This is a genomic window from Streptomyces sp. NPDC058308 (genome assembly GCF_042880275.1).
Lineage (GTDB): Bacteria > Actinomycetota > Actinomycetes > Streptomycetales > Streptomycetaceae > Streptomyces.
In genome coordinates this window covers 61,740-85,819 of record NZ_JBHVZA010000008.1, presented here as the reverse complement: position 1 = coordinate 85,819, position 24,080 = coordinate 61,740, and the positions used below count along the sequence as shown (strand labels likewise).

Genomic DNA, 24,080 nt, shown 5'->3' with positions numbered 1-24,080 from the left:
CAAGGTGGTACAAGCACTTTCGGGGTTCCGGACCCAACGTCCAGCGGTGGTCCGGACTGCGTCACACGGGTAACGCACCACTTCTTTCTGCGGTGACGCTACCGCGCTCCCCAGTTCCGTGTCCCGGGGGCCCCACCCGATGCTGTCACTCATAGTAAGCCTATGAGTACGGACAGTGGCTAGGGGTTGCGCAGGCCCAATTGGAAAGAACGGGTGCCGGGTTGACGTACCCAGGCGTCAGACGATCGAACCGTCCACGAAGCACCAGCGCCAGCTCTCGCCCGGCTCGAAGGTCCTCATCACTGGGTGTGAGGTCTCCTTGAAGTGCGCCGTCGCGTGCTGGAAGGGCGATGAGTCGCAGCAGCCGACGTGCCCGCACTCCAGACAGAGCCGGAGCTGGACCGGGTGACTGCCGGCCGCCTGGCACTCGAGACACGTTTCGCTCAGCGGTGACACCTCGGGGTGCGGCAGCGCGGCGACGTGCGGGCACTCGTTCATGATTGCCAGGTTACGACGGAACGCGGAGGGTGGGAGAGTCCGGCGATGGATGTATTGCCCCTGGTGGCACTGATCGCGGCGAGCGCCGTGGTGGCGGGGGCGGCGCGCAGGACGCCCGTGCCGGCACCGCTGCTCCTGGTGGGGGTGGGACTCATCGCCTCGTACGTCCCCGGGGTGCCCGACTACCACCTCGACCCGCACATCGTGCTGCCGCTGATCCTGCCCCCGCTGCTGCACACGGCTGCCCTGGAGAGCTCCTACCTGGACCTGCGCGCCAACCTCAGGCCCGTCGCCCTGCTCTCCGTCGGGTACGTCCTGTTCGCCACGGTCGCCGTCGGCTGGCTCGCGTACCTGCTCATCCCCGACCTGCCGCTGACCGCCGCACTCGTCCTGGGCGCCGTGATCGCGCCCCCGGACGCGGTCGCGGCGACCGCCGTCGCGCGCCGGGTGGGGCTGCCCTCACGGATCACCACGATCCTGCAGGGCGAGTCCCTGGTGAACGACGCGACCGCGATCACCGCCTACAAGGTGGCGCTCGCCGCGGCGGTCGGCGAGGGCGCGAGCTGGGCGGGCGGCATCAGGGAGTTCCTGATGGCGGCGGTCGGCGGGGTCGGCGTCGGGCTGCTGCTCATGGTGCCGATCCACTGGCTGCGCACCCACCTGAAGGAGGCGATGCTGCAGAACACGCTGTCGTTGCTCATCCCCTTCGTCGCGTACGCCGCCGCGGAACAGGCCGGCGCCTCCGGAGTGCTCGCCGTGGTCGTCGTCGCCCTCTACCTGGGCCACCGGTCCTGGCAGGTCGACTTCGAGACGCGGCTGCAGGAGGCGGCCGTGTGGAAGGTCGTCGCGTTCATCCTGGAGTCGACGGTGTTCGCGCTCATCGGACTGCAACTGCCCGTCGTGCTCAAGGGGCTCGGCGAGTACAGCGTGGGACAGGCGGTCTGGTACGCCGTCGGGGTCTTCGTCTTCGTCGTCGTGGTGCGCTTCGTGTGGTCGTACCCGGCGACGTATCTGCCGCGCGGGATGTCGGCCCGGATCAGGGAGCGCGAGGGCGATCTGGACTGGCGGCGGCCGCTGATCGTCAGCTGGGCCGGGATGCGGGGCGTCGTCTCGCTCGCCATCGCCTTCTCCATCCCGCTCGTCATGGACGACGGGCAGCCCTTCGCGGCGCGCAATCTTGTCCTGTTTCTGACGTTCACCACGGTGATCGGCACGCTCGTCGTGCAGGGCCTCTCGCTGCCGTGGCTCATCCGTGTCCTGAAACTGCCCGGCCGTGACGCGCAGGCGCAGACGCTCGCGGAGGCGCAGGCGCAGAACGCCGCCTCACAGGCCGCGGAGGCGCGGGTGGAGGAACTCATGCGGGACGAGCGCAATCGCCTGCCAGAGCCCCTCCAGGACCGTCTGCGCACCGTTCTGGAGCGGCGCCGCAACTCCGTGTGGGAGCGACTGGGCCAATCGAACCCGGTGACCGGGGAGTCGGCGGACGACACCTACCGCCGGCTGGCGCGCGAGGCGATCGAAGCGGAGCGCGAGGTGTTCGTGAGGATGCGGGACGAGCGGCGCATCGACGACGAGATGATGCGGACGCTGCTGCGCAAGCTGGACCTGGAGGAGGCCGCCGCCCACCGGGAGATCGAGGACTGAGCGAGGGCCGAGCGAGGACTGGCGGCCTACACCGTGCCGGTGATGACCGCGGTGAGGCGGGTGCCGGGTCGGAAGGCACCCTCTTCGGAGAGGGCGGTCAGGGCGTACAGGAGCTTTGCGACGTAGAGCCGCTCCACGAAGAGGCCGGTCGCGCGGCCGTGGCGGGCCTCGAAGTCCTCGGCGAAGGCGATGAGTTCGGGCGGGGTACGGGCGTAGCCGCCGCAGTGGAAGCGGTCGTCGAGGTGCCAGTTGGCGGTCGGCTCGCCGAACGTCCGGCGCTGCAGGGCCGCTATGTCGCCGCCCAGGAAGCCGCCCTTGAGGACGGGTATGCCGAGGGCGTGACGGTCCGGGCCGAGGCCGGCGGCCAGACCCGCGAGGGTGCCGCCCGTGCCGCACGCCACGGCCGCCACATCGGTGTGCTCGCGCAGCTCCCCGCCGAGCGCCGTACAGCCCCGTACGGCAAGGCTGTTGCTGCCGCCCTCGGGGATCACGTACGCGTCCGGGGCGTCCGTCGCGCGCAGGAGCTCCGCCAGAGTGCCGGGTTCGGCCTTGTGCCGGTACGTCGTCCGGTCGACGAAGTGCAGGCGCATGCCGTCGGCCGCGCAGCGCGTCAGGGACGGGTTCAGGGGGCGCCCGGCGAGTTCGTCGCCACGGACGACGCCGATCGTGGCGAAGCCCAGGAGACGGCCCGCCGCGGCGGTGGCGCGCAGGTGGTTGGAGTAGGCGCCGCCGAAGGTGAGGAGGGTGTCGTGGCCCGCGTCGGCCGCGGCCCGCAGGTTCAGGACGAGCTTGCGGTACTTGTTGCCCGGCAGGTCGGGGTGGATCAGGTCGTCGCGCTTGAGCAGCAGCCGTACGCCGCGCCGGGCGAAACGGTCGTCCTCTATGGGCTGCAACGGGGACGGCAGTCGGGGGCGCAGGCCTGCGGGCGGGGTGGGACACACCCCGCCATTGTCCCCCGCGAGGCGACGTCCGGCAGGGGAGCCCTGTGCCGGGGCTCCCCGGGCGTTCCTCGGGGTGGGGTTATTTGAGGCGCTCTTCGATGCGGTCTCGCATCCGGTCCATCGTGAAGCCGCGCGGATCGATCTTGCCCGGCTGCCACTCCAAGTGGCCGATCACCGAGCGTTCCGTCCAGCCGTGGTGGCGGCAGATCGCGGCCGAGACCTTCTCGATGGCGTCCAGCTGCTCGTCGGGCCAGGGGTCCTCGCCGTCGCCGAGGTTCTCGCACTCGAAGCCGTAGAAGTGGCGGTTGCCGTCGGTGTTCGCCTCGTTGTCCGGCGGTAGCCGCTTCTCGGCGATGACGGCGCGGAGCACGTCGTCGTCGCCGAGTCCCGCGTGGTTGGCGCGGCCGTAGCCCACGAGGTGGACACAGCCGTCCTTGGTGATGACGCCGTGGCAGAGCGGGCCCGGCAGCGACGCGTAACCGTCGCGGCAGATCTCCACCGTGCGCTGGCTGCCCGATGTCACGGTGTGGTGGATCATCACGCCGTGCACGGGGCCCCAGGGACCTTTGTGGTTGCGGTTGTGGTGCTCCCAGTCGCCGACTTCGACGACGGTCACGCCTTCGTCTCGCAGGATGTCCAGGAACCTGCCCGCAGACATGGGTGGGGACATGGCGGCCTTCTTCGCAAGGCGCGACGGCCGCCGGTCGCGGACCGTCTCGTACGCCCTGCTTGTACCGGAACTCCGGTGCCGTAACCAGCTGTTCGGAACCGATTCGAGGCCTGTTCGGACAGCGTGCGAGCCGATCCGGTCAGTTGCCGTGCAGGAAGCCGTCGCCATTCGTCGCGATGTGGGACTCCAGGGCCTGCAGCGCCTGCTGGGTGGCCTGGGCGGAGCCGGTGCCCCGCCGCTCCGCGTAGTACGCGGCGCCCAGCTTCTTCAGGAGGGCGTCGCCCGCGCGCTTCTCCTGGACCTCGTCGATCTTCTGCTTGCCCTGCGTGAGGCCCCGCTGGGCCTGCTCTTTGGCGCGATCCAGGAAGCCTGCCATTGCCTTCTCCTGCCGGTTGGTGCGAAGGGGGCGGGTGGTACGGATGCCCCGCGATGGGTTCAACGGTTGTGCAGATCTTGGAGTTCCCGGCCCGTGCTCGGGCCGCGTCTTCCCGGTGTCTAAGAGGTCAGTTTGCGCATCAGACGCACTCCCTGGGTGGGCTTCATGTGCGGCAGATAGGCCTTGCCGATCGCCCGCGTGATGTTGGGCAGGGCCGCCGGGTCGGGATAGCACATGTACATGGGCCGGTACTGGGGCTGGAACTTGGCCTTGAAGTTGAGCAGCGAACGGAAGCCGTAGACCGGCTCCAGGGTGCGGCCCGCGTAGTCCAGCAGGCGCTGCAGCGCGGCGGGCGGCTCCCCCGAGTCGGAGGAGCGGGCGAGCGGCGCTCCGGAGAGGCTGAGGAACTGGGCGCCCTCCTCCTTGAAGCCGAGCGCGGCGGACGCGATCAGGAACTCCATCGAGCCGCGGAACCCGTCGGAGCGGCGCCGCATGAAGTCCAGGGTCCAGCCCACCGGCGGGGCGGGCGTGCCGTCGGCGACTCTTCCGTTGTCTCCGTAGACGGGCATCCAGCTCGTGATGCCGTGCACCGTGCGCTCCTCGTCGACAGCGAGGAGACAGCGCACATGGGGGTCGTCGAGCTCGTCGAGGCCACCGAGCGTGAAGCCCATCTCCGGGAGTCCCTTGTCCGCCACCCACTCCTCGGAGATCGAGCGGATCTGGTCGGTGAGCGCCAGGGGTGCCTCCGGAAAGATGTGCCACTCCGCGGTGATCCCCTCCTTCTTGGCCTTGTTCAGGGCCGTGCGGACGTCCTGCCACTTCTTGCCGGTGAAGGCCAGCTCGGGCAACGGAACGACGGTGTCCTCGGCGACCTGCACGGAGCTCCAGCCCAGCGCGTCCGTACGGAGCTTGGCGTCGGCCGTCACGCTGTAGAAGCACGGTGTCCAGCCCCTCCGGTCGCAGTAGTCGGCGAACCCGCCGATCGCCTCCGCGCGCGCGGACGTCTCCCCGAAGGGGTCACCCGTCGTGAGCGCGACCGTGGAATGCACGCGGTAGGCCACCGCGGCCCGGCCGTCCGCCGAGAACCAGTAGTGATTGCCCGGCCACGTCGTCAGATACGAGAGCGTGGAGCCGCCGTGCGCGGCGAGCAGGGCACGCGCGCGTGTGGCCGCCCCGGCGTCGGCATGCATCAGGGGCCGCCGGAACGCCACGAAGAGGGCGATCAGGGTGACCACCCAGAACAGCATCCCGCAGTACTCGTACAGGGACAGCGCCGTGCCGCCGACCGGCACGGGGGCCCGGCCCTGGAAGAAGAACGGTTCGTAGCTCGGCGGCAGGAACTGGGCGGGGATGCCCGAGACCAGCTTCGAGAGGGTCGCGTCGGGCGTGAACTGGTCGCGCACCGCGTAACCGATGCCCACGTAGGCCAGGCAGGCCAGCAGCAGCGTGCCGCCGACGGTCCCCGCGAGCCCCGTCACGGTGGTCCGCGAAAGGCTTTGGTCGAAGAGGCGCCGGGCGAGGAGGAGCAGCACCAGGACGAGCAGGGGCAGCATCATCTGCTCGACGACCGACTGGATCATCGCGGCCTTCTGGTCGGACAGGTCGCTGCCCTCCAGCACGTACCGGTCCGGGTGCGAGGCGATGTCACTCAGCAGGTACGCCATGAGCCCCAGCCACACCAGCTGCGCGGCCACGGTGATCCGCCAGGACAGCCGCAGACCGCGGCGCAGTCCCTCGGCGAGCACAAGCAGCAGCAGCGGAATGGCGATGCCCATGAGCATCGCGGGAGAGCCGTAGAAGCGGTCCTGGGCATGGATGCGGGCGCAGTCCGTGCTGCCGGCCCGGACGCAGGCCTCCGCGATCTCCTCGGGGCTGGGTCCTCCGGAGACGTACAGGTCGAGGACGTTGAAGGGGCCGAGCGAGTCCTTGTAGAGCGTGGCGACGAGGGGGCCGACGGCGGAGGCGGCCACCACGAGGGCCACCAGGACCCGCCCCTCGGAGTGTGAGGCGTGCGGCATCCGCAGCCGGTGCGTGTGCCGGTGCGCGAGGGCGCCGAGCCCGAGGCCCACCACGACGCCGCCCAGCCGCAGCACCCCCTGGAGATGGCCGACGTACAGCGCGAGCATCAGCGGGAACACGATCAGGCACAGCTGGAGCCTGCGCCGCCACAGGGCGTCGAGCCGGAAGCTGAGAAAGGCGCCGACGGCGCAGGCGCCGATCCCGGGCGTCGCCGTCAGGCTGCGCGAGAGGTCGTCCAGCCAGTCCTCACCGGCCAGCGCGCCCAGCTTGACGACGCCGGTGCCGAGCAGCGCGCCAAGGACCTGGCCGAGGACCAGGACGACGGCGGTGCGCACGGAGCCCATGCGCTGCTCGGCGGCTGAGCCCAGGAGCAGCAACAGCAGGGTGGAGCCGATGTAGTTGCCAATGCCCGGGCACCAGAGGATCGAGGTGAGCGGTGTCCACCAGCGGCCCTCGGCGAGTGCGGGAACGCCCACGCCGATGTCGTTCAGGAGCGTGCGGGAGGGGCCGGCGCCGAGACTCCCGGTGAAGAAGCCCACGGCCCACAGCGCCACGACCACGAACACGGTCACCGGCGCACGGCGCACCGGTTCGAAGGCCCGGCCGACGGCGTGCAGCCAGCGCACCGGACCGCGCTCGCCCGGCGGCGCGACCGGCGCCGCCGGCTCTCGCGCACCGGCGTCGGCAGCGGCCTCGGAGGTGGTCATCTCCCGAGCCCACCAGGCTGCCCGGCCCGGCACCTCCCGAGTTGGGCCGAACGGGTGGAAACGCACCTACTGCCCCGCGGAAGCGTGATCTATTCCCGCTCGTTTGTGTAATGGCGCGACCACGTTCGGTGCTGGAAGGATTTGGGCGGGCAGATCACCGCATGCAGGTATTCGGGAGGGCAAAGCCAATGTCGGTAGGCGAAGAGATCCGTACTGAGTCGGAGAAGCCGCAGCAGAGTCTCGGCACATCCGCCGCGCGGAATCTGGCCACCACCACCAAATCCGCACCACAGATGCAGGAGATCAGCTCCCGCTGGCTGCTGCGGATGCTGCCCTGGGTCCAGGTGCAGGGCGGCACGTACCGGGTGAACCGCAGGCTGAGCTACTCGGTCGGCGACGGCCGGGTGACTTTCGTGAAGACCGGCGACCGCGTGCAGGTCATCCCGGCCGAGCTCGGCGAGCTGCCGGTGCTGCGGGACTTCGAGGACGAGGGGGTGCTGGGGGAGCTGGCGCAGCGCTGCCATCAGCGGGAGTTCGCCGAGGGAGAGGTCCTGGCCTCCTTCGGCAGCCAGGCGGACGAGGTGTTCCTGCTCGCGCACGGCCGCGTCGAGAAGATCGGTGCGGGTCCGTACGGGGACGACACCGTGCTCGAAACGCTCGCCGACGGTTCCTACTTCGGCGAACAGGCACTCATCGACTCCGAGTCCATCTGGGAGTACACCGCGCGTGCGGTGACCGCGTGCACGGTCCTCACCCTGCCCCGCCAGGAACTCGAACAGGTCGCGGAGCGCAGCGACACGCTCCGCGACCACCTGCAGAGGTTGCGGTCCCTCCCGGCCCAGCGCACGAACGGGTACGGCGAGGCGGCCATCGACCTGTCGGCCGGCCATGTCGGAGAGGCCGTGCTCCCGGGCACCTTCGTGGACTACGAATCGGCGCCGCGTGAGTACGAACTGAGCGTCGCCCAGACGGTGCTGCGCGTCCACACGCGCGTGGCCGACCTCTACAACCAGCCGATGAACCAGACCGAGCAGCAGTTGCGGCTGACCGTCGAGGCGCTCAAGGAGCGTCAGGAGCACGAGCTCATCAACAACCGCGAGTTCGGCCTCCTGAACAACTGCGAGTACGAACAGCGGATCCAGCCCCACGACGGCGTCCCCAGCCCGGACGACCTGGACGAACTGCTCAGCCGCAGGCGCGGCTCCAAGCTCTTCCTCGCCCACCCGAGCGCGATCGCCGCGTTCGGCCGTGAGACCAACAAGCGGGGGCTCGCTCCGGAGGCCATTGATGTGGGAGGCACCAGGATCCCCACCTGGCGCGGGGTGCCGATCTTCCCGTGCGACAAGATCCCGGTCACCGAGGCCCGGACGACGTCCATCATCTGCATGCGTACAGGAGAGGAGGAACAGGGTGTCGTCGGCCTGCGCCAGAGCGGCATCCCCGACGAGATCGAACCGAGCCTGTCCGTACGGTTCATGGGCATCAGCGAGCAGGCGATCATCTCGTACCTGGTCTCGACGTACTACTCCGCGGCGGTGCTCGTTCCCGACGCGCTCGGGGTCCTGGAGAACGTCGAGATCGGTCGATGGCAGTGAGCCAGCCGAGCCAGGCGCCGTGTCTCCGGGGACGGCACGGGGTACACCCCCTCCGTACGCGCCCACAGGCCGAGGAACCGCCACCGTCCGCATCCTTCACGGGGTGAGTCCATGACGGACATGACGACGGAAACGACGGAATCGGTGGACGTGGCGGGCGGCGACTCGGGGCGTGCCCCGGGGGCCGTACCGGGCGAAGGGCACGAGGCCGCGGAGATTCTGGCGTCGGCACGGACGCACGTCGATCCGGAGCTGCGCAGGGCGATCGACTCGCTGCCCGGATCGCTGCGCCGGATCGCGCTCTACCACTTCGGGTGGGAGCACGCGGATGGCACACCGGCCTCGGGGAACGCGGGCAAGGCCATCAGGCCCGCGCTCGTGCTCACCGCGGTGCGGGCCCTCGGCGGGGAGCCCGCCGCGGCCGTACGGGCGGCGGCCGCCGTGGAGTTGGTCCACAACTTCACACTCCTGCACGACGACGTGATGGACCGCGACACCACGCGCAGGCACCGGCCCACCGCCTGGACCGTGTTCGGCGAGGCCGGCGCGATTCTCACTGGCGACGCCCTGCAGGCACTGGCACAGCGACTGGTCGCCGAAGACCCCCACCCGGGGGCCCCGGCAGCCGCCGCCCGGCTCACCGCCTGCGTGGTGGAGCTCTGCGCGGGCCAGCTCGCGGACTCCGCGCTGGAGGCCCGCGGTCCGGACGAGGTCACGCTGGAGGAGTGCCTCGCCATGGCCGAGGCCAAGACCGGGGCACTGCTCGGCTGTGCCTGCGCGCTGGGGGCGGTGTACGCGGGCGCGGGCAAGGAGGAGGCCGATGCGCTGGACGGGTTCGGCCGGGAGGCGGGCCTCGCCTTCCAGCTCATCGACGACGTCATCGGCATCTGGGGCGACCCCGGCCGCACCGGCAAGCCCGCGGGTGCCGACCTGGCGGCCCGGAAGAAGTCCCTGCCGGTCGTCGCGGCTCTGGCCTCGGGCACACCGGCCGCAGCCGAACTGGCCGAGTTGTACGGCGGGGCGGGGGACGGCACGAGGGGGTTCGAGGGGGCCCGGATCGAGAAGGCGGGGGTCGAGAAGGCGGGGATCGAAAAGGCCGGAGAAGTTCGGGAGTTCGCGGCGCGCGCGGCCCATGCCGTGGAGCGTGCGGGTGGTCGCGACTGGGCGCAGGGGCACGCGGCGGACCGTATGTCCAAGGCGGTGGGGCAGCTCGCCGGAGCGGTTCCTGATCCGGAATCGGCGGGCGGCCTGCTGGCACTCGCGGAGTTCGTGACGCGGCGTACGTATTGAGAGGGGGCGGGGGAGTGGCGTGCTGAGGAGGGGGGTGAAGGGACAGGAATGGGGTGAGGTGCTGCGAGGGCGGGGTGCGGAGTGATGGGGCCGGGGTGCGGAGTGAAGGGGGCTGGGTGAGGAGAGAGGAGCGCGGGCCAAGCCGCGGCCTCGGGGGAGTACGCCGTGCGCCTCGCCGCGGAACTGAGTGGGGAGCGAAGGGGGGCGACGGGGGGGCGCTGGGGCTGCGTAGACAGTCGGCGTAGACAGTAATGGGGGGACGGGATGAAGGCCTGGGATGGAGTGGGGTGAGGAGGTGAGGTGGGACATAGCCCGGTGTGGCTCGGCCTGGGGAGGTCCGGGCCCGCCGGGCTGTGGGTCCCGACGCCTTCCGAGACCGCCCTCCGGTGTACGCCGGAGATCACCTACTCTGCAACCGACGTGCCGAGCCCAGGGGTTGAGGGGCCCGTGGACGCGTCGTCGGGAGCGGACGAGTGGTGAGGGGCGGGCTGTGGGCGTGGCGATCCGGAGGGCCGGGGAGGGCGACCGGGAGGACGTGGTCCGGCTGCTCGATGCGGCGTTCATGCAGGACCCGGTGAGCAGCTGGATCTTTCCCGAGGAGGAGCGGCGCCTGCGCCTGCACGGTGGGTTGATGGGTGCCTTCTTCGACATCGCGCTCAGCGAGGGGTACGTCGACGTCACCGAGGACGGCGCGGCCGTGGCGCTGTGGTGGTCCGTGCCCGCGGGTGGCGGAGACGCGGGTGACAGGGACACGGGTGACGAAGACGCAGGTGGCGGGGAGCTGGGGGAGGCCGCTGCGGGGGAGGGGGCGGGTGACGAGGACGGACCGGCGTTGCTGCGCCGGATCGTCGACCCCGGGAACGAGCGCGTCGAGGTGATCGGGCGGCTGACGGACGCGATCCATCCGACCGACAGGGCGCACGAATACCTGCACCTCATAGCCGTGCACCCGGACCGGCAGGGCGAGGGGCTCGGTACGGAGCTCGTCGCCGCGGTGCTCGAACGGTGCGATCGCGAGGGCACGCACGCCTATCTGGAGGCGAGCAACACGCGGAGCCGTGACCTGTACGCGCGCTTGGGGTTCGAGATCATGAGTACGACGCTCGATCTGCCGGACGGTCCGCGGATGTGGCCGATGTGGCGTGATCCGGGCGCGGCCGTGGCGAAGAGGTCGACGTCGTAGGACTGCTCGGTCGGCCGTATCGGAATAACCTGGAGGTATGGGCAGCGAAGAGCCACGGCCCGACCTTGCGCCGCAGTACGAGGGCGAGCCGGTGTGCAAGGTCTGCGGAGGGCCGGTGGGTACGGCGATCCGGCGGCGCAAGGTACTCGGGGTGTTCGTCCCCGTGTGGGGCCCCGGGCCGTGCCGCAACGCGGAGTGTGAGGCATGTGTCCTCGGTGACGGCGAGGAGCCGGGTGGCCGGGCGGGCGGTGGCGTGGGTGCGGCGGTCAAGCGGCCCCGGCCCTGGCACCGGACCTGGTCGCGGTACAGCAGGAGGTCCGTCGCGCGCGGGGGCGAGGGCGAGCGCGCAGCCCCTCGCGGGGAGGGCAGCAGCGGCGATACGTGACGCCTTGCGGGACGTGACGCCTTGCGGGTCGACCGCCGTCTCGACCGTGCTCGGACCGGCCCGGGGTGAGGTGTGCCGGGACGTGTCGGGCTGCCCTGGTCGGCCTGGCGGTAGGGTCCCCGCGGAGCGGTGATGTGGCCGCCCGGGGAGGGGCGCGATGAAGGCGTGGTGGGGCGTACTCGCCCTGGCAGGCGTGGTGTTGACGGGGGCGATGTCGGGGTGCGGCTCCGGGGATGGTGGCCCGGGGAACGGGCGGGAATCCGGTGTGCCGCGGGTGCGGAGTTTGCGGGACATGCCCGAACTTCCGCTGGAGAGATACGAGTTCAGCCGCCGGGACGACCAACGTCTGGGGCGGGCGCTGCAGCGGACGACGCAGCGGTGCATGCGGTCCTTCGGGTTCGCCGATTTCCCGCTCGACCCCAAGCCGCAGGTCGGATCGGGAGGCGAACATGTCGTCGCGCTCACGATGACCACGGTGTCTCCGTACGGGATGCTCGACCTCGACCAGGCTCGCCGCTGGGGCTATGGCATCGAACCGGACCGCTTGAGGCGTCTGCGTGCGGGGGTGCGGCCGAAGGGGCGGGCGCTGACGCAGCAAGAGTACGAAGTGCTGTACGGCTTCGATGCGGAGCGCGGCGGTCGTGACGTGGTGAACGGCCGCGTGCTCCCCGAGGGCGGATGCTCCGGGGAGGGCATGCGGGAGGTCACGGGAGGTGCGGCCGAGCGGGCGCGGCTCTGGGGGTACGTGCAGGAGCGCAAGGGGAAGATCGACAAGGCCGTTGCCGGGGACCGGCGGGTGCGTGATGCCTTCGGCGGCTGGTCGCGCTGCGTGGTGGACAAGGGTTTCAAACGGTATGAGAACCCGTCGCAGGCCTATCGGGACAAGGCGTGGCGCGAGGGGCGCAAGGACGGCAACACCCACCGTACGAAGCGGGAGTTGGAGACGGCTGTCGCCGATGTCGAGTGCAGCCGGAAGCTGAATGTGGCCGGAGTGTGGTGGGTCGTCAGCAACGAGAAGCAGCGTGAGGAATTGCGCCGCCACAAGTCGCGGTACGAGGTCGTGGGCAAGAACCAGATGCGCGTGCGCGCCAGGGTGAGTGAGGTGCTCGGGGAGCGGTGAGTCCGGAGTGGCGGGCGCACGAGGGGCGGGGTGGGGCGCGGCTCGGGTGGAGGATGCCCGTCGGGGCAGCGGGGCAGCGGGGCAGTGGGGGCAGCGTGATAAACACGTGTGATGACGATCTGCGCCCGGGCGTTCGACGCCGTACTGAGTGACCTCGACGGCGTGATCCGTTTCTACGACATGGCGGAGCTGGAAGAGCTGGAGCGCTCGGTCGGCCTGCCGCAGGGGAGCACGGCGGAGGTGGCCTTCCGGCCCGAGACCGACATGCCGCTGATGCGCGGGGAGATCACCAAGGAGCGGTGGATCGAGTCGATCGCGGACGGGCTCGCCGACCGGGTGCCGTGGGCGCGCGGGCAGGAGCTCGGGGCGACGCTGGCCGAGGCGAAGTTCCGGGCCGACGAGGTGGTCGTGGGGCTGCTTCGGCAGGTCCGCGCGGCCGGGCTGCCCGTCCTGCTCGTCACGAACGCGACCCCGTGGCTCGCCGACGACCTCGCCCTGCTGGGGCTGACCGGGCCGGAGGGCCTGCTGGACGACGTGGTCAGCAGCGCCGATCTCGGCATCGCCAAGCCGGACCGCCGCATTTACGAGACGGCGGCGGCGCGGGCCGGGGTCGCACCGGGCCGCTGCCTCTTCGTGGACGACCGCCAGGAGAACGTGGACGCCGCCGTCGCGCTCGGGATGACCGGCCTGCTCTACCAGGAACCGGCGGACCTGCGGGCGGCGTTGGCCTCACTGACCTGACCTGACCTGACCTGACCTGACCTGACCTGACCTGACCGGGCCTGACCCGACCGACCGGGCCTGACTTGACCGGGCCTGGCCCGACCTGACGTGGCTGAACCTGCCTCCAAGGCCACGTCCTCCCCGCCGCCCCTAGGAACCCGCGTGCTCCGCGAAGTCGTCGAGCACCGCGTTCAGGTGCCGCAGCGCCGCCGTCACCCGCGCGGGGATGGCGAAGAACGGGTCGTCGGGCACCGGCAGCGACCCGGCGAGTGCCAGGCCGCGGGCCCGAGCCCACGTCGCGTCGTCCATGCCGACCGCCGCGCGGAAGGGTGCCCGTGCCTCGGCGGGCAGGAACATCCAGGTGGGGATCAGGTCGCAGGCGGGATCGCCCACGGCCAGCGTGCCGAAGTCGATGACGGCGCTCAGGTGGCCGTCGACGGCGAGGAGGTTGCCGGTCGCGAGATCGCCGTGCAGCCACACGGGCTCGCGGTCCCATGCGGGCGCCGCGAGGGCCGCCTCCCAGACCGCCGTGACGGCGCCCGTGTCGACGATGCCGTCCAGCTTCGTGATCTTGGACCGTACGAGGGAGTCGGCGGCCAGGGAGTCGCTTTCGGTGCCCACGCGCTCGCCTCGGAAGGCGTTGCTCAGGTCCGGGGCGGGGCCGTCGGTGGCGTCGATCTTCTGCAACGCGCCGATGAATCCGGCGAGTTCGCGTGCCGTGCGGACGGGGTCGGCGAGTCCTTCGGTGGTCGCGGCCGTACCGTCGAGCCAGCGGTAGACCGACCAGGGGAAGGGGTAGCCCTGCCCGGGCCGCCCCGCGGCGACCGGTGTCGAGACGGTGAGCGGCAGTTGCGGGGCCAGCCACGGGAGCCAGCGCTGCTCCCGCTCGACCTGCCCGGTCCAACGGGCGTACCGCGGCAGCCGTACGGACATGTCGTCACCGAGCCGGAACGTCGCGTTGTCCATGCCAGGGAGCGGTACCGACGCGACGGGCAGGTCGGCCCACCGCGGGAACTGTTCGGCCAGCAGCCGGCGGACGAGGTCGGCATCGATCTGCACGGACGACAACTCGGGCAACTCCTCGGGGTCCTACGGCGCTTGGGCAGCCGGTGACAGCTTGGGGTGACTCCTCATCCCACCTGTTCCGCCGGTCCCGCGTCCACCGATTTTCGCGGGCGTCCGGCTCGTCACCTCGGCTCGCCGCCCTCGCCCGACGGCTGCCGGGTGGTGACGTCGAGGCGGTTGAAGAGGTTGGTCACGCCGATCATGAGGACGATCGCGGCGAGTTGGCGTTCGTCGTAGTGGGCGGCGGCCTCGTCCCAGACGGTGTCAGGGACGGCGTCCGGGCGGTCGGCGAGGCGCGCCGTGTGCTCGGCGAGCGCGAGCGCGGCCCGCTCGGCGCCGGTGAAGCAGGAGGTGTCGCGCCAGGCGGCCACGGCGTGCAGGCGCTCGTCGGTCTCGCCGTTCCGCAGCGCGCTGCGCACGCCGAGTCCGACCCCCGCGGCGCAGCCGTTGATCTGGCTCGTGCGCAGACGGACGAGTCCGAGCGTGGCCTCGGGCACGCCGGCGGTCTGCGTACTCTCCAACAGGATCTGAAGCGTGGGCGCGACGTCGGGGAGGACCTCGGTCGGACTCCTCATCCCGATGATCATTACTGTTCTCCTCGGTTGTCACGCATGTGTGGGGCTGACCGTCATACCTATGACGGGCCGCGACGGGAGAAAGTGACAGATGGACGAGAACGGATCGGCACAGGTCGCGCTCGCGGCGAGGTTCGAGGAGCACAGGCCGCGTCTGAACGCGGTCGCGTACCGCATGCTCGGCTCGCTGAGCGAGTCCGAGGACGCGGTGCAGGAGGCGTGGTTCCGGCTGAGCCGTACCGTGGCCGGGTCGGGGGTGGGCGCGGAGTCGGAGTCGGAGTCGGGGGCGGGCGCGGCGTCGGGCGGCGCGGAGCAGGGGCCGGGCCAGGTGCAGAATCTGGGCGGTTGGCTGACCACGGTCGTCGGACGCATCTGCCTCGACCTGCTGCGTTCCCGGCAGTCCCGCCGCGAGGACTCCCTGGACGCCTCGCTGCAGACGTTCGGGGAGACGCACATCCCGGACCCGGTCGTCACCCGCGTGGACGCGGCCGACCCCGAGCAGGAGGTGCTGCTCGCCGACTCGGTGGGCCTCGCGCTCCTGGTCGTACTGGAGACGCTGGCGCCCGCCGAGCGGCTCGCGTTCGTGCTGCACGACATGTTCGCCGTGCCGTTCGACGAGATCGCGCCGGTGGTGGAGCGTTCGCCGGCCGCGACGCGCCAGCTGGCCAGCCGGGCGCGCCGCCGCGTGCAGGGCTCCACGCCGGCCGCGGAGACGGACGTGGCCAAGCAGCGCGAGGTCGTCGAGGCGTGGATGGCCGCCACGCGTACCGGTGACTTCGACGCGCTGCTCGAACTCCTCGACCCGGACGTCGTGTTGCGCGCGGACACCGGCGAGCTGTCGTCGGGTCTGTCGAAGGTGGTGCGGGGTGCCGCGGTGGTGGCCGGGCAGGCGAAGATGTTCGCGCGGGTCGCGGCGGACCAGTATCTGGTGCTCGTCAACGGACTGCCGGGCCTGGTCGGGCTGCCCGGCGGCGAGGCGGTCTCGCTCGGGTCCTTCACGGTGGTGGACGGCAAGATCGTGGAGATCAACATCATCGCGGACCGCGAGCGCCTGAAGCGGCTCAACCTCCCGGTGCTGGGGGGCTAGTGGTGCGTGCGCGGCGATGACCCCCGCCCCGCGCTGGGCGCGAGGCAGGAGCCGGGAGCAGGGCGTCACTGACCGGCGGCGCAGTCCCGGCCGCTGCCGCCGTTCGTCCGGCGCACCACCCGCAGCAGGTAGTCCTTGCGGTTGAGCGGGTCGTGGTCCGTCCGTTCGCGGGTCGGTGGTGTGCCGCCGCGTACCGGCTCGTAGTGGTCGAAGGCGGACTCCAACTCGCCCTCGCCACGCGTCAGTCCGGGCAGCAGCTGCTCCAGCGCGTGCACCTGCTGTGCGGGGACGTCTCCTTCCAGGCGGTACGACGACCCGTTCGTCGTCTGCGTGTGCGGGATGGCCCGCAGCCGGGCGAGGGCGGGCAGGACCGCCCCGACCGTGTCTGCGGGGACGTCGAGCCGGAAGCGGTGCATCGGCTCGTGCACCGCCGTGCCCGCCTCCCGCAGCGCGTCCATCAGGACGAGCGGAGTCAGGTTCCGGAAGTCCCCGGCGGTGCTCGACATGCTCTTGTCGAACGTGCCGTGGGCGTGGCTCTGCCGCGGCCAGTACCCGGCGTGCGTCATCGTGACCGTGCAGTCGGGGACGCGCCAGCCGTGGATGCCTTGCCGCAGCGTCTCCTCGACCGTCTCCTCGACCGCGCGGAAGAACGCGTACGGCATCGAGCCGAGTTCGACCCCGAGCCGGAACTCCACACCGGCGCCGACCGGCGCGGGCTCCACCCGCAGTCCGACCGTGGCGAGGAACGGGTTGGGGTCCTTGTCGATGATCTCGAACGCCGAGCCGGTGCCGACGACCCGCTCCACACAGATCGTCGTGGTCTCACGGAACGACACGTCGAGGCCGAACTCCGCGGCGAGCGTCGCCTGGATGACCTCCTTCTGCACCTCGCCGTAGAGCGAGAGGGACACCTCCTGGCGGACGGCGTCCTGCCGCAGGTCGATCAGCGGGTCCTGCTCGGCGAGCTGGGTGAGCGCGAGGTGCAGGGCGCCCCGGTCGGCGGGGTCCAGCGGAGAGACGACCGTCTCCAGGGTGGGCGGCGCGAAGAAGTGGCCGCCGGGCTCGGTCCCCTCGCGCGGTACGCCGATCACGTCCCCGATCCGGACGTCGCCGAGCCCCCGGAGCCTGCCGATGCGGCCCGCGCGGACCTCGTGGCCGCGCACGTCTTCGCCCCGCTCGAAGACGCTGACGCCGGTGACCTTGCCCGCACGGCGGGCCCCGCCCCCGTCGACGCCGGTGCCGATGTCCAGACGGTCGCGCGTACGGACCGTGCCCGAGAACATCCGTACGTACGCGATCTTCTCCCCGGCCGCCCCGCGCTCCACCTTGAACACGCTTCCGGAGACCGGCCCGTCGGCGTCACCGGCCAAGGCGGGGAGGAACTCCCGGATGCCGTCCATCAGTTCGGCCACTCCGGCACCCGTCGCCGCCGAGCCGAAGAACACCGGGTGCACGAGGGCGCGGCGGGTCTGATGGGCCAGTTCGGCGCGGAGACGGTCGTACGAGAGGGACGCCGCGTCCTCGACGTACGCGGAGAGGAGCGCGTCGTCGTGACCGGCGAGCAGTTCGGTGAGGCGGGCGGTGAAGTCGCCCCCGGGCGAGGACTCGGCGTCCTGCGCGGTGAACGCCGTGCAGCGTGCCGTGCGCGTGCCGAGGCCGGAGACCGTTCCCATCGGGACGATGTCCGGGGTCAGCCGTTCGGAGATGTTCCGCAGGACGCCCTCGTAACGGGCGCCGCCGCGGTCCGTCTTGTTCACGAAGATCAGCGTGGGGATGCGCAGCCGCCGCAGTGTCCGCAGCAGGACGCGGGTCTGTGCCTGGACGCCCTCCACGGCGGAGACCACGAGCACGGCGCCGTCGAGCACGCTCAGGACCCGCTCCACCTCGGCGATGAAGTCCGGGTGGCCCGGGGTGTCGATCAGATTGACCGTGACGCCGTCGTCGGTCCTGTCAGCAGCCTCGTCGCCCGTCCCGCCGTCCATCCCCCCGGCCGTCTCCGGGGCGTCGATGACGAAGGAGACGACGGCGGACTTGATGGTGATGCCGCGTTGCCGCTCCAGGGCGAGCGAGTCGGTCCGGGTGTTTCCGTCGTCGACGCGGCCGACTTCGTCGATGACACCGGCGGCGTGCAGGAGCCGCTCGGTCAGGCTGGTCTTACCGGCGTCGATGTGGGCCAGAATGCCCAGATTCAGAATGTGCGGAGCAGATGAGTGCACGTACCGTCATGTCCTTTGCGGAAGTGGGAATTCCTTTCGTGTGGGACATGCACGAACGCCGCATTTCCGTCTCCTCCGCAGATTCCGCCGACCCTTGCCGACTTCCCCAGTGCAGCAGCCGGTGCTCGCAGGCGGCAAATGATTTAGGACGAGGGGGTCGTGGGGGCCACCCGTGCGGTGGCCTTCGCGTCGGGCGGCAAGAGGGCGCTGCGTCCCGCCAGCCACAGCACGACCGCCGCGTACGCGCAGACCGCCAGCACGTCGACACCCACGGCAGCCCACTCCATGTCCGCGGCCGTCTCCTCGGAGGCGAGGCCTCCGGCGATCGCGGCCGACAGCCCCATCGCAAGGAGGTTGTTGAGCACGTGCAGGCCGATCGCGGCCTCCAGTCCGCCCGTACGGACCGTCAGCACGCCCGCGACCAGCCCGAACACGACCAGATCCGCGAAGCCCCACGGCGTCCCCCACCCGTGGGCCGCGGCGAACAGGAACGCCTGCGGCAGGATCGCCACCCACGGCGAGCGGCACCAGGCGCCGACCGCCTGGGTGAGCCAGCCCCGGAACGCGTACTCCTCCGCCGACGCCTGGAACGGCACGAGTACGCACACCATCGCGAGCCCGAGCAGGAAGTCCGGGAAGCCCGCCCACTCCGTGGCGTTCGTGCCGTCGGCCGCCGACTCCGGGAGCAGCAGCATGAGTCCCGTCGACGCGGTGACCAGCGGCAGTCCGACGCCCAGACACCGCACGAGCCAGCGCCACCGCAGCCGTCCGGTCACCGACGACAGGGTGCCCGCGGGACGCCGTTGCGCCCAGTGGGCGGCCAGGAACACCACAGGGGTGAGCAGGGCGAGCGACAACAGTGCCTGCCCCGTCTCACCGATACCGCCCCAGGCGCGGAACCCGTCCTTGCCGACGGGCCGGTCCAGGAACGCTCCCGCCACCTCGCCCGCCAGCAGCACCACCAGCGACGCGACGACGGCGCCGACCAGCACGAGTCCGGTCCCGGCCAGGGGGCGCCACCAGCGGTGCCGGCCGGTGGCCAGGGCGAGGCGGTGGTAGGGGAGCGGCGGGGTGGGGACGAGGGCCCTCGGCTCGTGCGGCGCGTAGGGCCCGTACGAGGCGTGCGGCCCGTACGCGGGTTCGTACGGCCCATGCGCGGGTTCGTACGGCCCGTACGCGGGTTCGTACGGGTGGGCCGAGCGGTTCGCGGAGGGCGGCGTGGTCATGTGCACCAGCATTCCGGCGGGGCCGGGCCGTGGCGTCGGCCGCCCGCACGATCGTGCTCTCCAACCAGGGATAGACGCGGCCGACAGGAAGCCACCCCTCCGTATCATCGAGGCCACCATGGAGCGGATACGTAACTGGCTGCTGCCCGTCCTGCTGGCGATCCAGCAGGTGGCCTACTGGCCCGGCCGCGCCCTGCGCGACGACGACCCGGTGGGCGTGCTCCAGCCGGCGGCGGGGCTCGCCGCCGCGGTCGTGATCACCGCGGCGCTCGGCGTGCGCCGCGGCCGCCCGGTCGTCGCCGCGCTCGCCGTCGAGGCCGTCCTGCTCGCCTGCCTGCCGCTCCCGGAGGACGCGACGCTCCTGCACGCCTTGAGCCCGCTGGTCGCCCTGTACTCGGTGGCGGTGCGCTGCCCGGGGCGGACGGCGGCACTCGTCGGCGGAGCCCTGGCCCTCTGCGAGACGGGCCGTGCGGCGGTGCTGCTCGAATCGGGGGTCGAGGCAGGCGGTGAGGCCGTGATCAACTGCGTGCTCTTCCTGACCGTCGCGGGCCTGGGCCGCACCCGGCGCCGCTGGCTCGCCGGACGCCGGGCCGCCGCGCGGGACCTCGCGCGGGCGGAGTCCGAACGGGCCCGCGCCGCCCTCACCGAGCGCGAGCGCCTCGCCCGCGACCTGCACGACGTCAGCGCCCATCACCTCACATCGGTCGTGGTCACCGCGGCCGCCGCGCTGCGGCTCGGCGACCGGAGGCCCGAACTGACCGGGCAGGCCCTGCGGTTCGCGGCCGACACCGGACGCGAGACGCTGGCGGCGCTGCACCGCCTGGTGGCGATGGCGCGGACCGCGGCGGCGGACGAGGGGAGTGCCCTGCGGGACCGCGTCGACGAACTGGCCGCCGGCTTCGCCCGCCTGGGCCTGCGGCCCGCCGTCGACGTGGCGCCGGACCTGGCGGCGCTGACGGGACCGGTCGCCGACGCGGCGTTCGGCATCGTGCGCGAGGCCCTCACCAACGCGCTGCGGTACGCCCCCGAAGCGACGGTACGTGTCCGTATCCGGGTGGCGGAGGGACTTGGTGGGCCCGACGGAGCCGACGGAGCCGACGGAGCGGTGCACCTGACCGTCGAGGATGACGGGGCGAGCTCATCGGGCGAGGGCGAGGGCAGCGGCACCCGCGTTCCCGCCGGGCAGCGGCTCGGCTCCGGGCGCGGCACGGCGGGCATGAGGGAGCGGGCCACCGCGCTCGGCGGCACCCTGGCGGCCGGGCCGCGCGACGACGGCCCGGGCTGGTCCGTGCGGGCCCGTCTGCCGCGCGCCTCGGGAGCCCTGCGCCCCACAGGGGCCCTGCGCGACCGGGCCGCCCGCCACCCCGCGCTGCGCGGCCTCGACCTGTCCGACGGGGCCCTCGCCCTCGCCGCCGCCGCACTCCCGCTCGTCGTGATCCTCGCCGAGGAGCCCACCGCGACCGTCCTGGCCTGCGGCCCGGCCGCCGCGCACGCGCTGCCGCTGCTGTGGCGGCGCCGGGCGCCCTGGGCGGTGCTGTGCGCGGTCCTCGCCACGGCATGGCTCGCGCCGCTCGGCCTCGCCCTCGGGCTGCTGTCGCCCGCCGTGGCCCTGTGCCTGCTGGTGGCGGGCGGGGCCGCGGAGTGCGTGGCGGTGTACGCGGTGGCGGCGTTCGCCGGGCCGGGGGGCCGCACCTGGCCGGTGATGGCGGTGGGGGCCGCGGGGCTGTCCCTGTCCTCGCTCGCCCTCGCGTCGGCCAACGGCATCCGGGACCTCGCGACGGACGGCGGCTTCGGCCTCCTGGTGTTCCTCGCGGTGGTGCTCGGTGCGGTGTTCCTGCTGCCGATGGCGGCGCTGTGGGGTCTGGGCGCGGGTGTACGGACGCGGCGCGAACGGGTCAGGGCCTGGGAGGACCACGCGCTCACGGCGACGGTGCGGTCGGCGGTGGCCGAGGCGCACGAGGAGCGCCGCCGCATCGCCGGGGAACTGCGCGGCGAAGTACTGCGGCACGCCGACGCGGTGGTCGTCCGGGCCGAGGCGGGTGACCTGGACGGGGTCGCCGACGCGGCGAGGGCTGGCCTGTCGGCGATGCGGGGCCTGCTGGCGGTGCTGCGGGAGGCGGCGGGGCCCGGCCTCGTACCTGCCTCCTGCCCGGGCCCGGCCGCCGACGTTGACCCAGGCCGTATCGCCGGTCCGGTCCCCGCCCCCGTACACACCCCCGTACACACCCCCGTACACAACCCCGGCCCCACCCCCGACCCGCCCAAGAAACCCACACCCCCCGACAGCCCGAAGGAGGCACCGCCATCACTACCGAGCGCGCGCCCGGCCCCCGCAGTACGGACACCGGACCCGGACCCGGACCCGGAACCGGACCCGGAACCGATCATGTCCCCGCAGGGAGTTCGCCGACCCGGGTGATGGTCGTCGACGACCAGGCCGTGGTCCGTGCCGGATTCGCGGCGATCGTCGACGCGGAGCCTGACCTCCGCGTGGTGGCCGAGGCGGCGGACGGCGCCCACGCGGTGCAGCTGGCCGCCGAACTCGTACCGGACGTCGTCCTGATGGACATCCGGATGCCGGGCATGGACGGCCTGACGGCGACCCGCCTGCTCACGGCGGCCCCCGGCACGGCCGCCCCCGCCCCACGCGTGCTGGTCCTGACCACCTTCGACCAGGACGCGTACGTCCACGACGCCCTGCGCGCCGGCGCCTCCGGCTTCCTCCTGAAGGACGCGCGGCCCGAGGAACTCCTCGCCGGTATCCGCGTGGTGGCCTCGGGCGAGGCCATGCTCGCCCCCACCGTCACGCGCCGCCTGATCGACGCCTTCGCCGGCACGGCCCCCGCCCCGGACCCCGCACTCCTCGACGCGCTCACGCCCCGCGAGCACGAGGTCCTCGCCCTGGTGGCCGCGGGCCACACGAACGCGGAGATCTCGGCCGCCCTGGGCGTCACGACCGGCACGGTCAAGTCCCATGTCAACGCCCTGCTGAGCAAGCTGGGTCTGCGCGACCGCGTGCAGGCCACGATCCTCGCCTACGACCTGGGCCTTGCCCGGCCCCGGAACACGTACTGACCGAACCGACCGGCGCGTTGCGCGGATCAGGGCGAGCTGTGCCCGTCCCCGCCGTCGACCAGGTCCAGGCGCAGCCTGCGCCCCAGCACGTCGCGGGCGACATCGAGCAGGGGCCTGTCGTGGCTGTAGGCGTAACCGCGCAGCCGGATCAGGGCGTGGTCGCAGTCGGTGTCGAGCTGGGCGGCGAGCATGCCGGTGGCCTGGTGGACCTCGGCGAAGTGCAGACCGGGATCGTCGAGCAGCGGCGTCCGGGCGAGCCCGGATTCGGCGGTGGTGGCGATGACGATCTCGGCGATGGTCCCGGTCAGCCGGAACGCCTCGGTCAGCTGATCGGTGGTCATCGGGCCGGAGCGCGTGCGGTGGCCGGTGAGGGCGCCGAGCCCGATGACCCCGACCCGCAGCGGGAAGGAGAACACCGCGCGTACGCCCAGTGCCTCCATCGCGACCGGCAGACCGGGCCAGCGCTGGGGTGCGAACGCGGAGCCGTCGGCCACGTCCGGCAGCAGGATCAGCGCTCCGTGGCGGGCGGCGTCCAGGCTGGGGCCCTGGCCCTGGACCTGCTGCAGGTCCTCCAGGGCGAGTGTGCGCTCTCCGTGGGACTGCACCAGTTCGGCCGGGCCGTCCCCCGGGGTCAGCACCAGGCCGAGGCCGTCGAGTCCGAGCATGCCGGCGCAGGCCGCCAGGGGCAGGGGTGCGAGGCCGGGCCCCTCGTGCGAGCTGAGGGCGCGCAGGTAGTCGGCCATCACCGGGTGGGTCACCGAACACGCTCCGTTCCGTGTGCCGGGCAGGTCAGCCGGTGTCCGGCCCACCGGCCAGCGCCGATGGGCCGACGCTTCACGGGTCGCGCCGCACCAGGAGAGAGGTGTCGGCGGTGCCCTGGAGGACTTGACGGGCGACCTCGGTGAGTCGCACCTGGTGACTGCGTGCATGGCGGCGCATGAGCGTGAACGCTTCCTCGACTCCGGTGTCGCGGCGGTGCGCCAGGTAGCCCTTGGCCTGTTCGATGATGATGCGGCTGTCCAGGGCGGCCTGCAGTTGCGCGGACACCGTCAGCTGCTCACTCACCGCCCGCTGTTGCAGGACACCGATGGTGGCGGTGTCGGCCAGCGCCTGGCCGAGCCGCACCTGGGATCCGTCCAGCGGTCCCGGCCGGTCCCTGAACAGGTTCAGCGCCCCGATCACCTGGTCGTGCAGGCGCAGCGGGGCGGCCACGACCGAGGTGAAGCCCGCCTCCACGGCTCTGGGTGCGAACCGGGGCCACCGCTCCCGGGCCGCCTCGGACCCCAGCGACACGTCGGACACCTGGGTCCTGGTCCGGTAGCAGTCCCTGCAGGGGCCTTCGTCCCACTCGATGCTGGCGAGCTCCAGCAGGCGGGTGCGCTCGTCGGAGGCGGCGGCGTCCACGAGCCGGCCGCCCGGGGTGGCGAGCAGCACTCCGGCCGCCGCGATGTCGAGGAGGGCCACGCAGTGCTCGGCGAGTGTGTGCAGGAAGCCGATGACGTCGAAGTCCTGCACCAGGGTGTCGGCGAGGTCGACGAACGCAGACGCGAGCTGTTCCTCGCGCGGCGGTTCCAGCATGCCCACACACCTCCCACGGTGATCCGGGTCCACCTTCCCACAGGCTCTCACGTGTCCACCTGTTGTCAGTCTCGTCGACCGCGTTGTCAGTCTCGTCGACCGCGCGG

At 72.1% G+C, this 24,080-nt stretch carries 21 protein-coding genes; 10 read left to right on the top strand and 11 right to left on the bottom strand.

The features are described from left to right. Positions 1 to 237 precede the first annotated feature (237 nt). A complete protein-coding gene (locus ACFVYL_RS13485; protein ID WP_355802944.1) occupies positions 238 to 498 on the bottom strand; it encodes a UBP-type zinc finger domain-containing protein in 261 nt (86 codons plus the stop codon). Positions 499 to 543: 45 nt separating this feature from the next. On the opposite strand from ACFVYL_RS13485, the gene ACFVYL_RS13480 reads away from it, so the two are divergent. Further along, positions 544 to 2,142, top strand: a complete 1,599-nt coding sequence (locus tag ACFVYL_RS13480) for a Na+/H+ antiporter (RefSeq protein ID WP_389715208.1) — start codon at positions 544 to 546, stop codon at positions 2,140 to 2,142. A 26-nt stretch (positions 2,143 to 2,168) separates the two neighbouring features. Here the strand turns inward: ACFVYL_RS13480 and ACFVYL_RS13475 are convergent, their stop codons facing one another. The 4 genes from ACFVYL_RS13475 to ACFVYL_RS13460 form a co-directional block, all read right to left on the bottom strand. Beyond that, positions 2,169 to 3,083: a 1-aminocyclopropane-1-carboxylate deaminase/D-cysteine desulfhydrase gene (locus ACFVYL_RS13475; protein ID WP_389715207.1), complete on the bottom strand. Its 915-nt coding sequence runs from the start codon at positions 3,081 to 3,083 to the stop codon at positions 2,169 to 2,171. Positions 3,084 to 3,162: 79 nt separating this feature from the next. Next, positions 3,163 to 3,753, bottom strand: coding sequence for an N-acetylmuramoyl-L-alanine amidase (locus ACFVYL_RS13470; protein ID WP_389715205.1), 591 nt, complete (start codon positions 3,751 to 3,753; stop codon positions 3,163 to 3,165). A 139-nt stretch (positions 3,754 to 3,892) separates the two neighbouring features. Then, on the bottom strand, positions 3,893 to 4,129 hold the full coding sequence (locus ACFVYL_RS13465) for a hypothetical protein (RefSeq protein ID WP_389715204.1): 237 nt from the start codon (positions 4,127 to 4,129) through the stop codon (positions 3,893 to 3,895). 119 nt (positions 4,130 to 4,248) lie between these two features. Next, positions 4,249 to 6,855, bottom strand: coding sequence for a bifunctional lysylphosphatidylglycerol flippase/synthetase MprF (locus ACFVYL_RS13460; protein WP_389715202.1), 2,607 nt, complete (start codon positions 6,853 to 6,855; stop codon positions 4,249 to 4,251). Positions 6,856 to 7,043: 188 nt separating this feature from the next. Between ACFVYL_RS13460 and ACFVYL_RS13455 the strand changes: the two genes are divergently transcribed. The 6 genes from ACFVYL_RS13455 to ACFVYL_RS13430 all read left to right on the top strand — a co-directional run bounded on the left by ACFVYL_RS13455 (position 7,044) and on the right by ACFVYL_RS13430 (position 13,169). Next, the gene (locus ACFVYL_RS13455; protein ID WP_389715201.1) at positions 7,044 to 8,450 is read left to right on the top strand and encodes a family 2B encapsulin nanocompartment shell protein; all 1,407 of its coding nucleotides are present in this window, start codon (positions 7,044 to 7,046) and stop codon (positions 8,448 to 8,450) included. A gap of 120 nt (positions 8,451 to 8,570) precedes the next feature. Continuing rightward, positions 8,571 to 9,740 (top strand): family 2 encapsulin nanocompartment cargo protein polyprenyl transferase, encoded by a 1,170-nt coding sequence (locus ACFVYL_RS13450; protein ID WP_389715416.1) that lies wholly within the window; start codon positions 8,571 to 8,573, stop codon positions 9,738 to 9,740. 490 nt (positions 9,741 to 10,230) lie between these two features. After that, the gene (locus ACFVYL_RS13445) at positions 10,231 to 10,923 is read left to right on the top strand and encodes a GNAT family N-acetyltransferase (protein WP_389715200.1); all 693 of its coding nucleotides are present in this window, start codon (positions 10,231 to 10,233) and stop codon (positions 10,921 to 10,923) included. Positions 10,924 to 10,960: 37 nt separating this feature from the next. Continuing rightward, complete coding sequence (locus ACFVYL_RS13440) at positions 10,961 to 11,308, top strand: hypothetical protein (RefSeq protein WP_389715198.1); 348 nt, start codon at positions 10,961 to 10,963, stop codon at positions 11,306 to 11,308. A 292-nt stretch (positions 11,309 to 11,600) separates the two neighbouring features. Further along, positions 11,601 to 12,428 carry a hypothetical protein gene (locus ACFVYL_RS13435; RefSeq protein WP_389715196.1) on the top strand — a complete coding sequence of 276 codons (828 nt, stop codon included), beginning with the start codon at positions 11,601 to 11,603 and terminating at the stop codon, positions 12,426 to 12,428. 111 nt (positions 12,429 to 12,539) lie between these two features. Continuing rightward, entirely contained in the window at positions 12,540 to 13,169 is a 630-nt protein-coding gene (locus ACFVYL_RS13430; protein WP_389715195.1) for an HAD-IA family hydrolase, read from the top strand. 132 nt (positions 13,170 to 13,301) lie between these two features. Here the strand turns inward: ACFVYL_RS13430 and ACFVYL_RS13425 are convergent, their stop codons facing one another. Beyond that, positions 13,302 to 14,210 carry an aminoglycoside phosphotransferase family protein gene (locus ACFVYL_RS13425; RefSeq protein ID WP_389715415.1) on the bottom strand — a complete coding sequence of 303 codons (909 nt, stop codon included), beginning with the start codon at positions 14,208 to 14,210 and terminating at the stop codon, positions 13,302 to 13,304. A 128-nt stretch (positions 14,211 to 14,338) separates the two neighbouring features. Beyond that, the gene (locus ACFVYL_RS13420) at positions 14,339 to 14,803 is read right to left on the bottom strand and encodes a carboxymuconolactone decarboxylase family protein (RefSeq protein ID WP_389715193.1); all 465 of its coding nucleotides are present in this window, start codon (positions 14,801 to 14,803) and stop codon (positions 14,339 to 14,341) included. Between the two features lie 79 nt (positions 14,804 to 14,882). On the opposite strand from ACFVYL_RS13420, the gene ACFVYL_RS13415 reads away from it, so the two are divergent. Then, the gene (locus ACFVYL_RS13415) at positions 14,883 to 15,878 is read left to right on the top strand and encodes a sigma factor (RefSeq protein WP_389715192.1); all 996 of its coding nucleotides are present in this window, start codon (positions 14,883 to 14,885) and stop codon (positions 15,876 to 15,878) included. Positions 15,879 to 15,943: 65 nt separating this feature from the next. Here the strand turns inward: ACFVYL_RS13415 and ACFVYL_RS13410 are convergent, their stop codons facing one another. After that, a complete protein-coding gene (locus tag ACFVYL_RS13410; protein ID WP_389715191.1) occupies positions 15,944 to 18,094 on the bottom strand; it encodes a GTP-binding protein in 2,151 nt (716 codons plus the stop codon). Positions 18,095 to 18,237: 143 nt separating this feature from the next. Continuing rightward, positions 18,238 to 19,320, bottom strand: a complete 1,083-nt coding sequence (locus ACFVYL_RS13405; RefSeq protein ID WP_389715190.1) for a CPBP family intramembrane glutamic endopeptidase — start codon at positions 19,318 to 19,320, stop codon at positions 18,238 to 18,240. A gap of 118 nt (positions 19,321 to 19,438) precedes the next feature. On the opposite strand from ACFVYL_RS13405, the gene ACFVYL_RS13400 reads away from it, so the two are divergent. Together ACFVYL_RS13400 and ACFVYL_RS13395 are read left to right on the top strand one after the other, a co-directional pair. Beyond that, positions 19,439 to 21,739, top strand: coding sequence for a histidine kinase (locus ACFVYL_RS13400; protein WP_389715188.1), 2,301 nt, complete (start codon positions 19,439 to 19,441; stop codon positions 21,737 to 21,739). Then, positions 21,739 to 22,395: a response regulator gene (locus tag ACFVYL_RS13395; protein ID WP_389715413.1), complete on the top strand. Its 657-nt coding sequence runs from the start codon at positions 21,739 to 21,741 to the stop codon at positions 22,393 to 22,395. Before ACFVYL_RS13400 ends, ACFVYL_RS13395 begins: the two co-directional genes overlap by 1 nt. 26 nt (positions 22,396 to 22,421) lie before the next feature. On the opposite strand, the gene ACFVYL_RS13390 is transcribed toward ACFVYL_RS13395, so the two are convergent. After that, positions 22,422 to 23,153 carry an ANTAR domain-containing protein gene (locus ACFVYL_RS13390; protein WP_389715187.1) on the bottom strand — a complete coding sequence of 244 codons (732 nt, stop codon included), beginning with the start codon at positions 23,151 to 23,153 and terminating at the stop codon, positions 22,422 to 22,424. A gap of 76 nt (positions 23,154 to 23,229) precedes the next feature. After that, entirely contained in the window at positions 23,230 to 23,973 is a 744-nt protein-coding gene (locus ACFVYL_RS13385; protein WP_389715186.1) for an ANTAR domain-containing protein, read from the bottom strand. Positions 23,974 to 24,080: the final 107 nt, after the last annotated feature.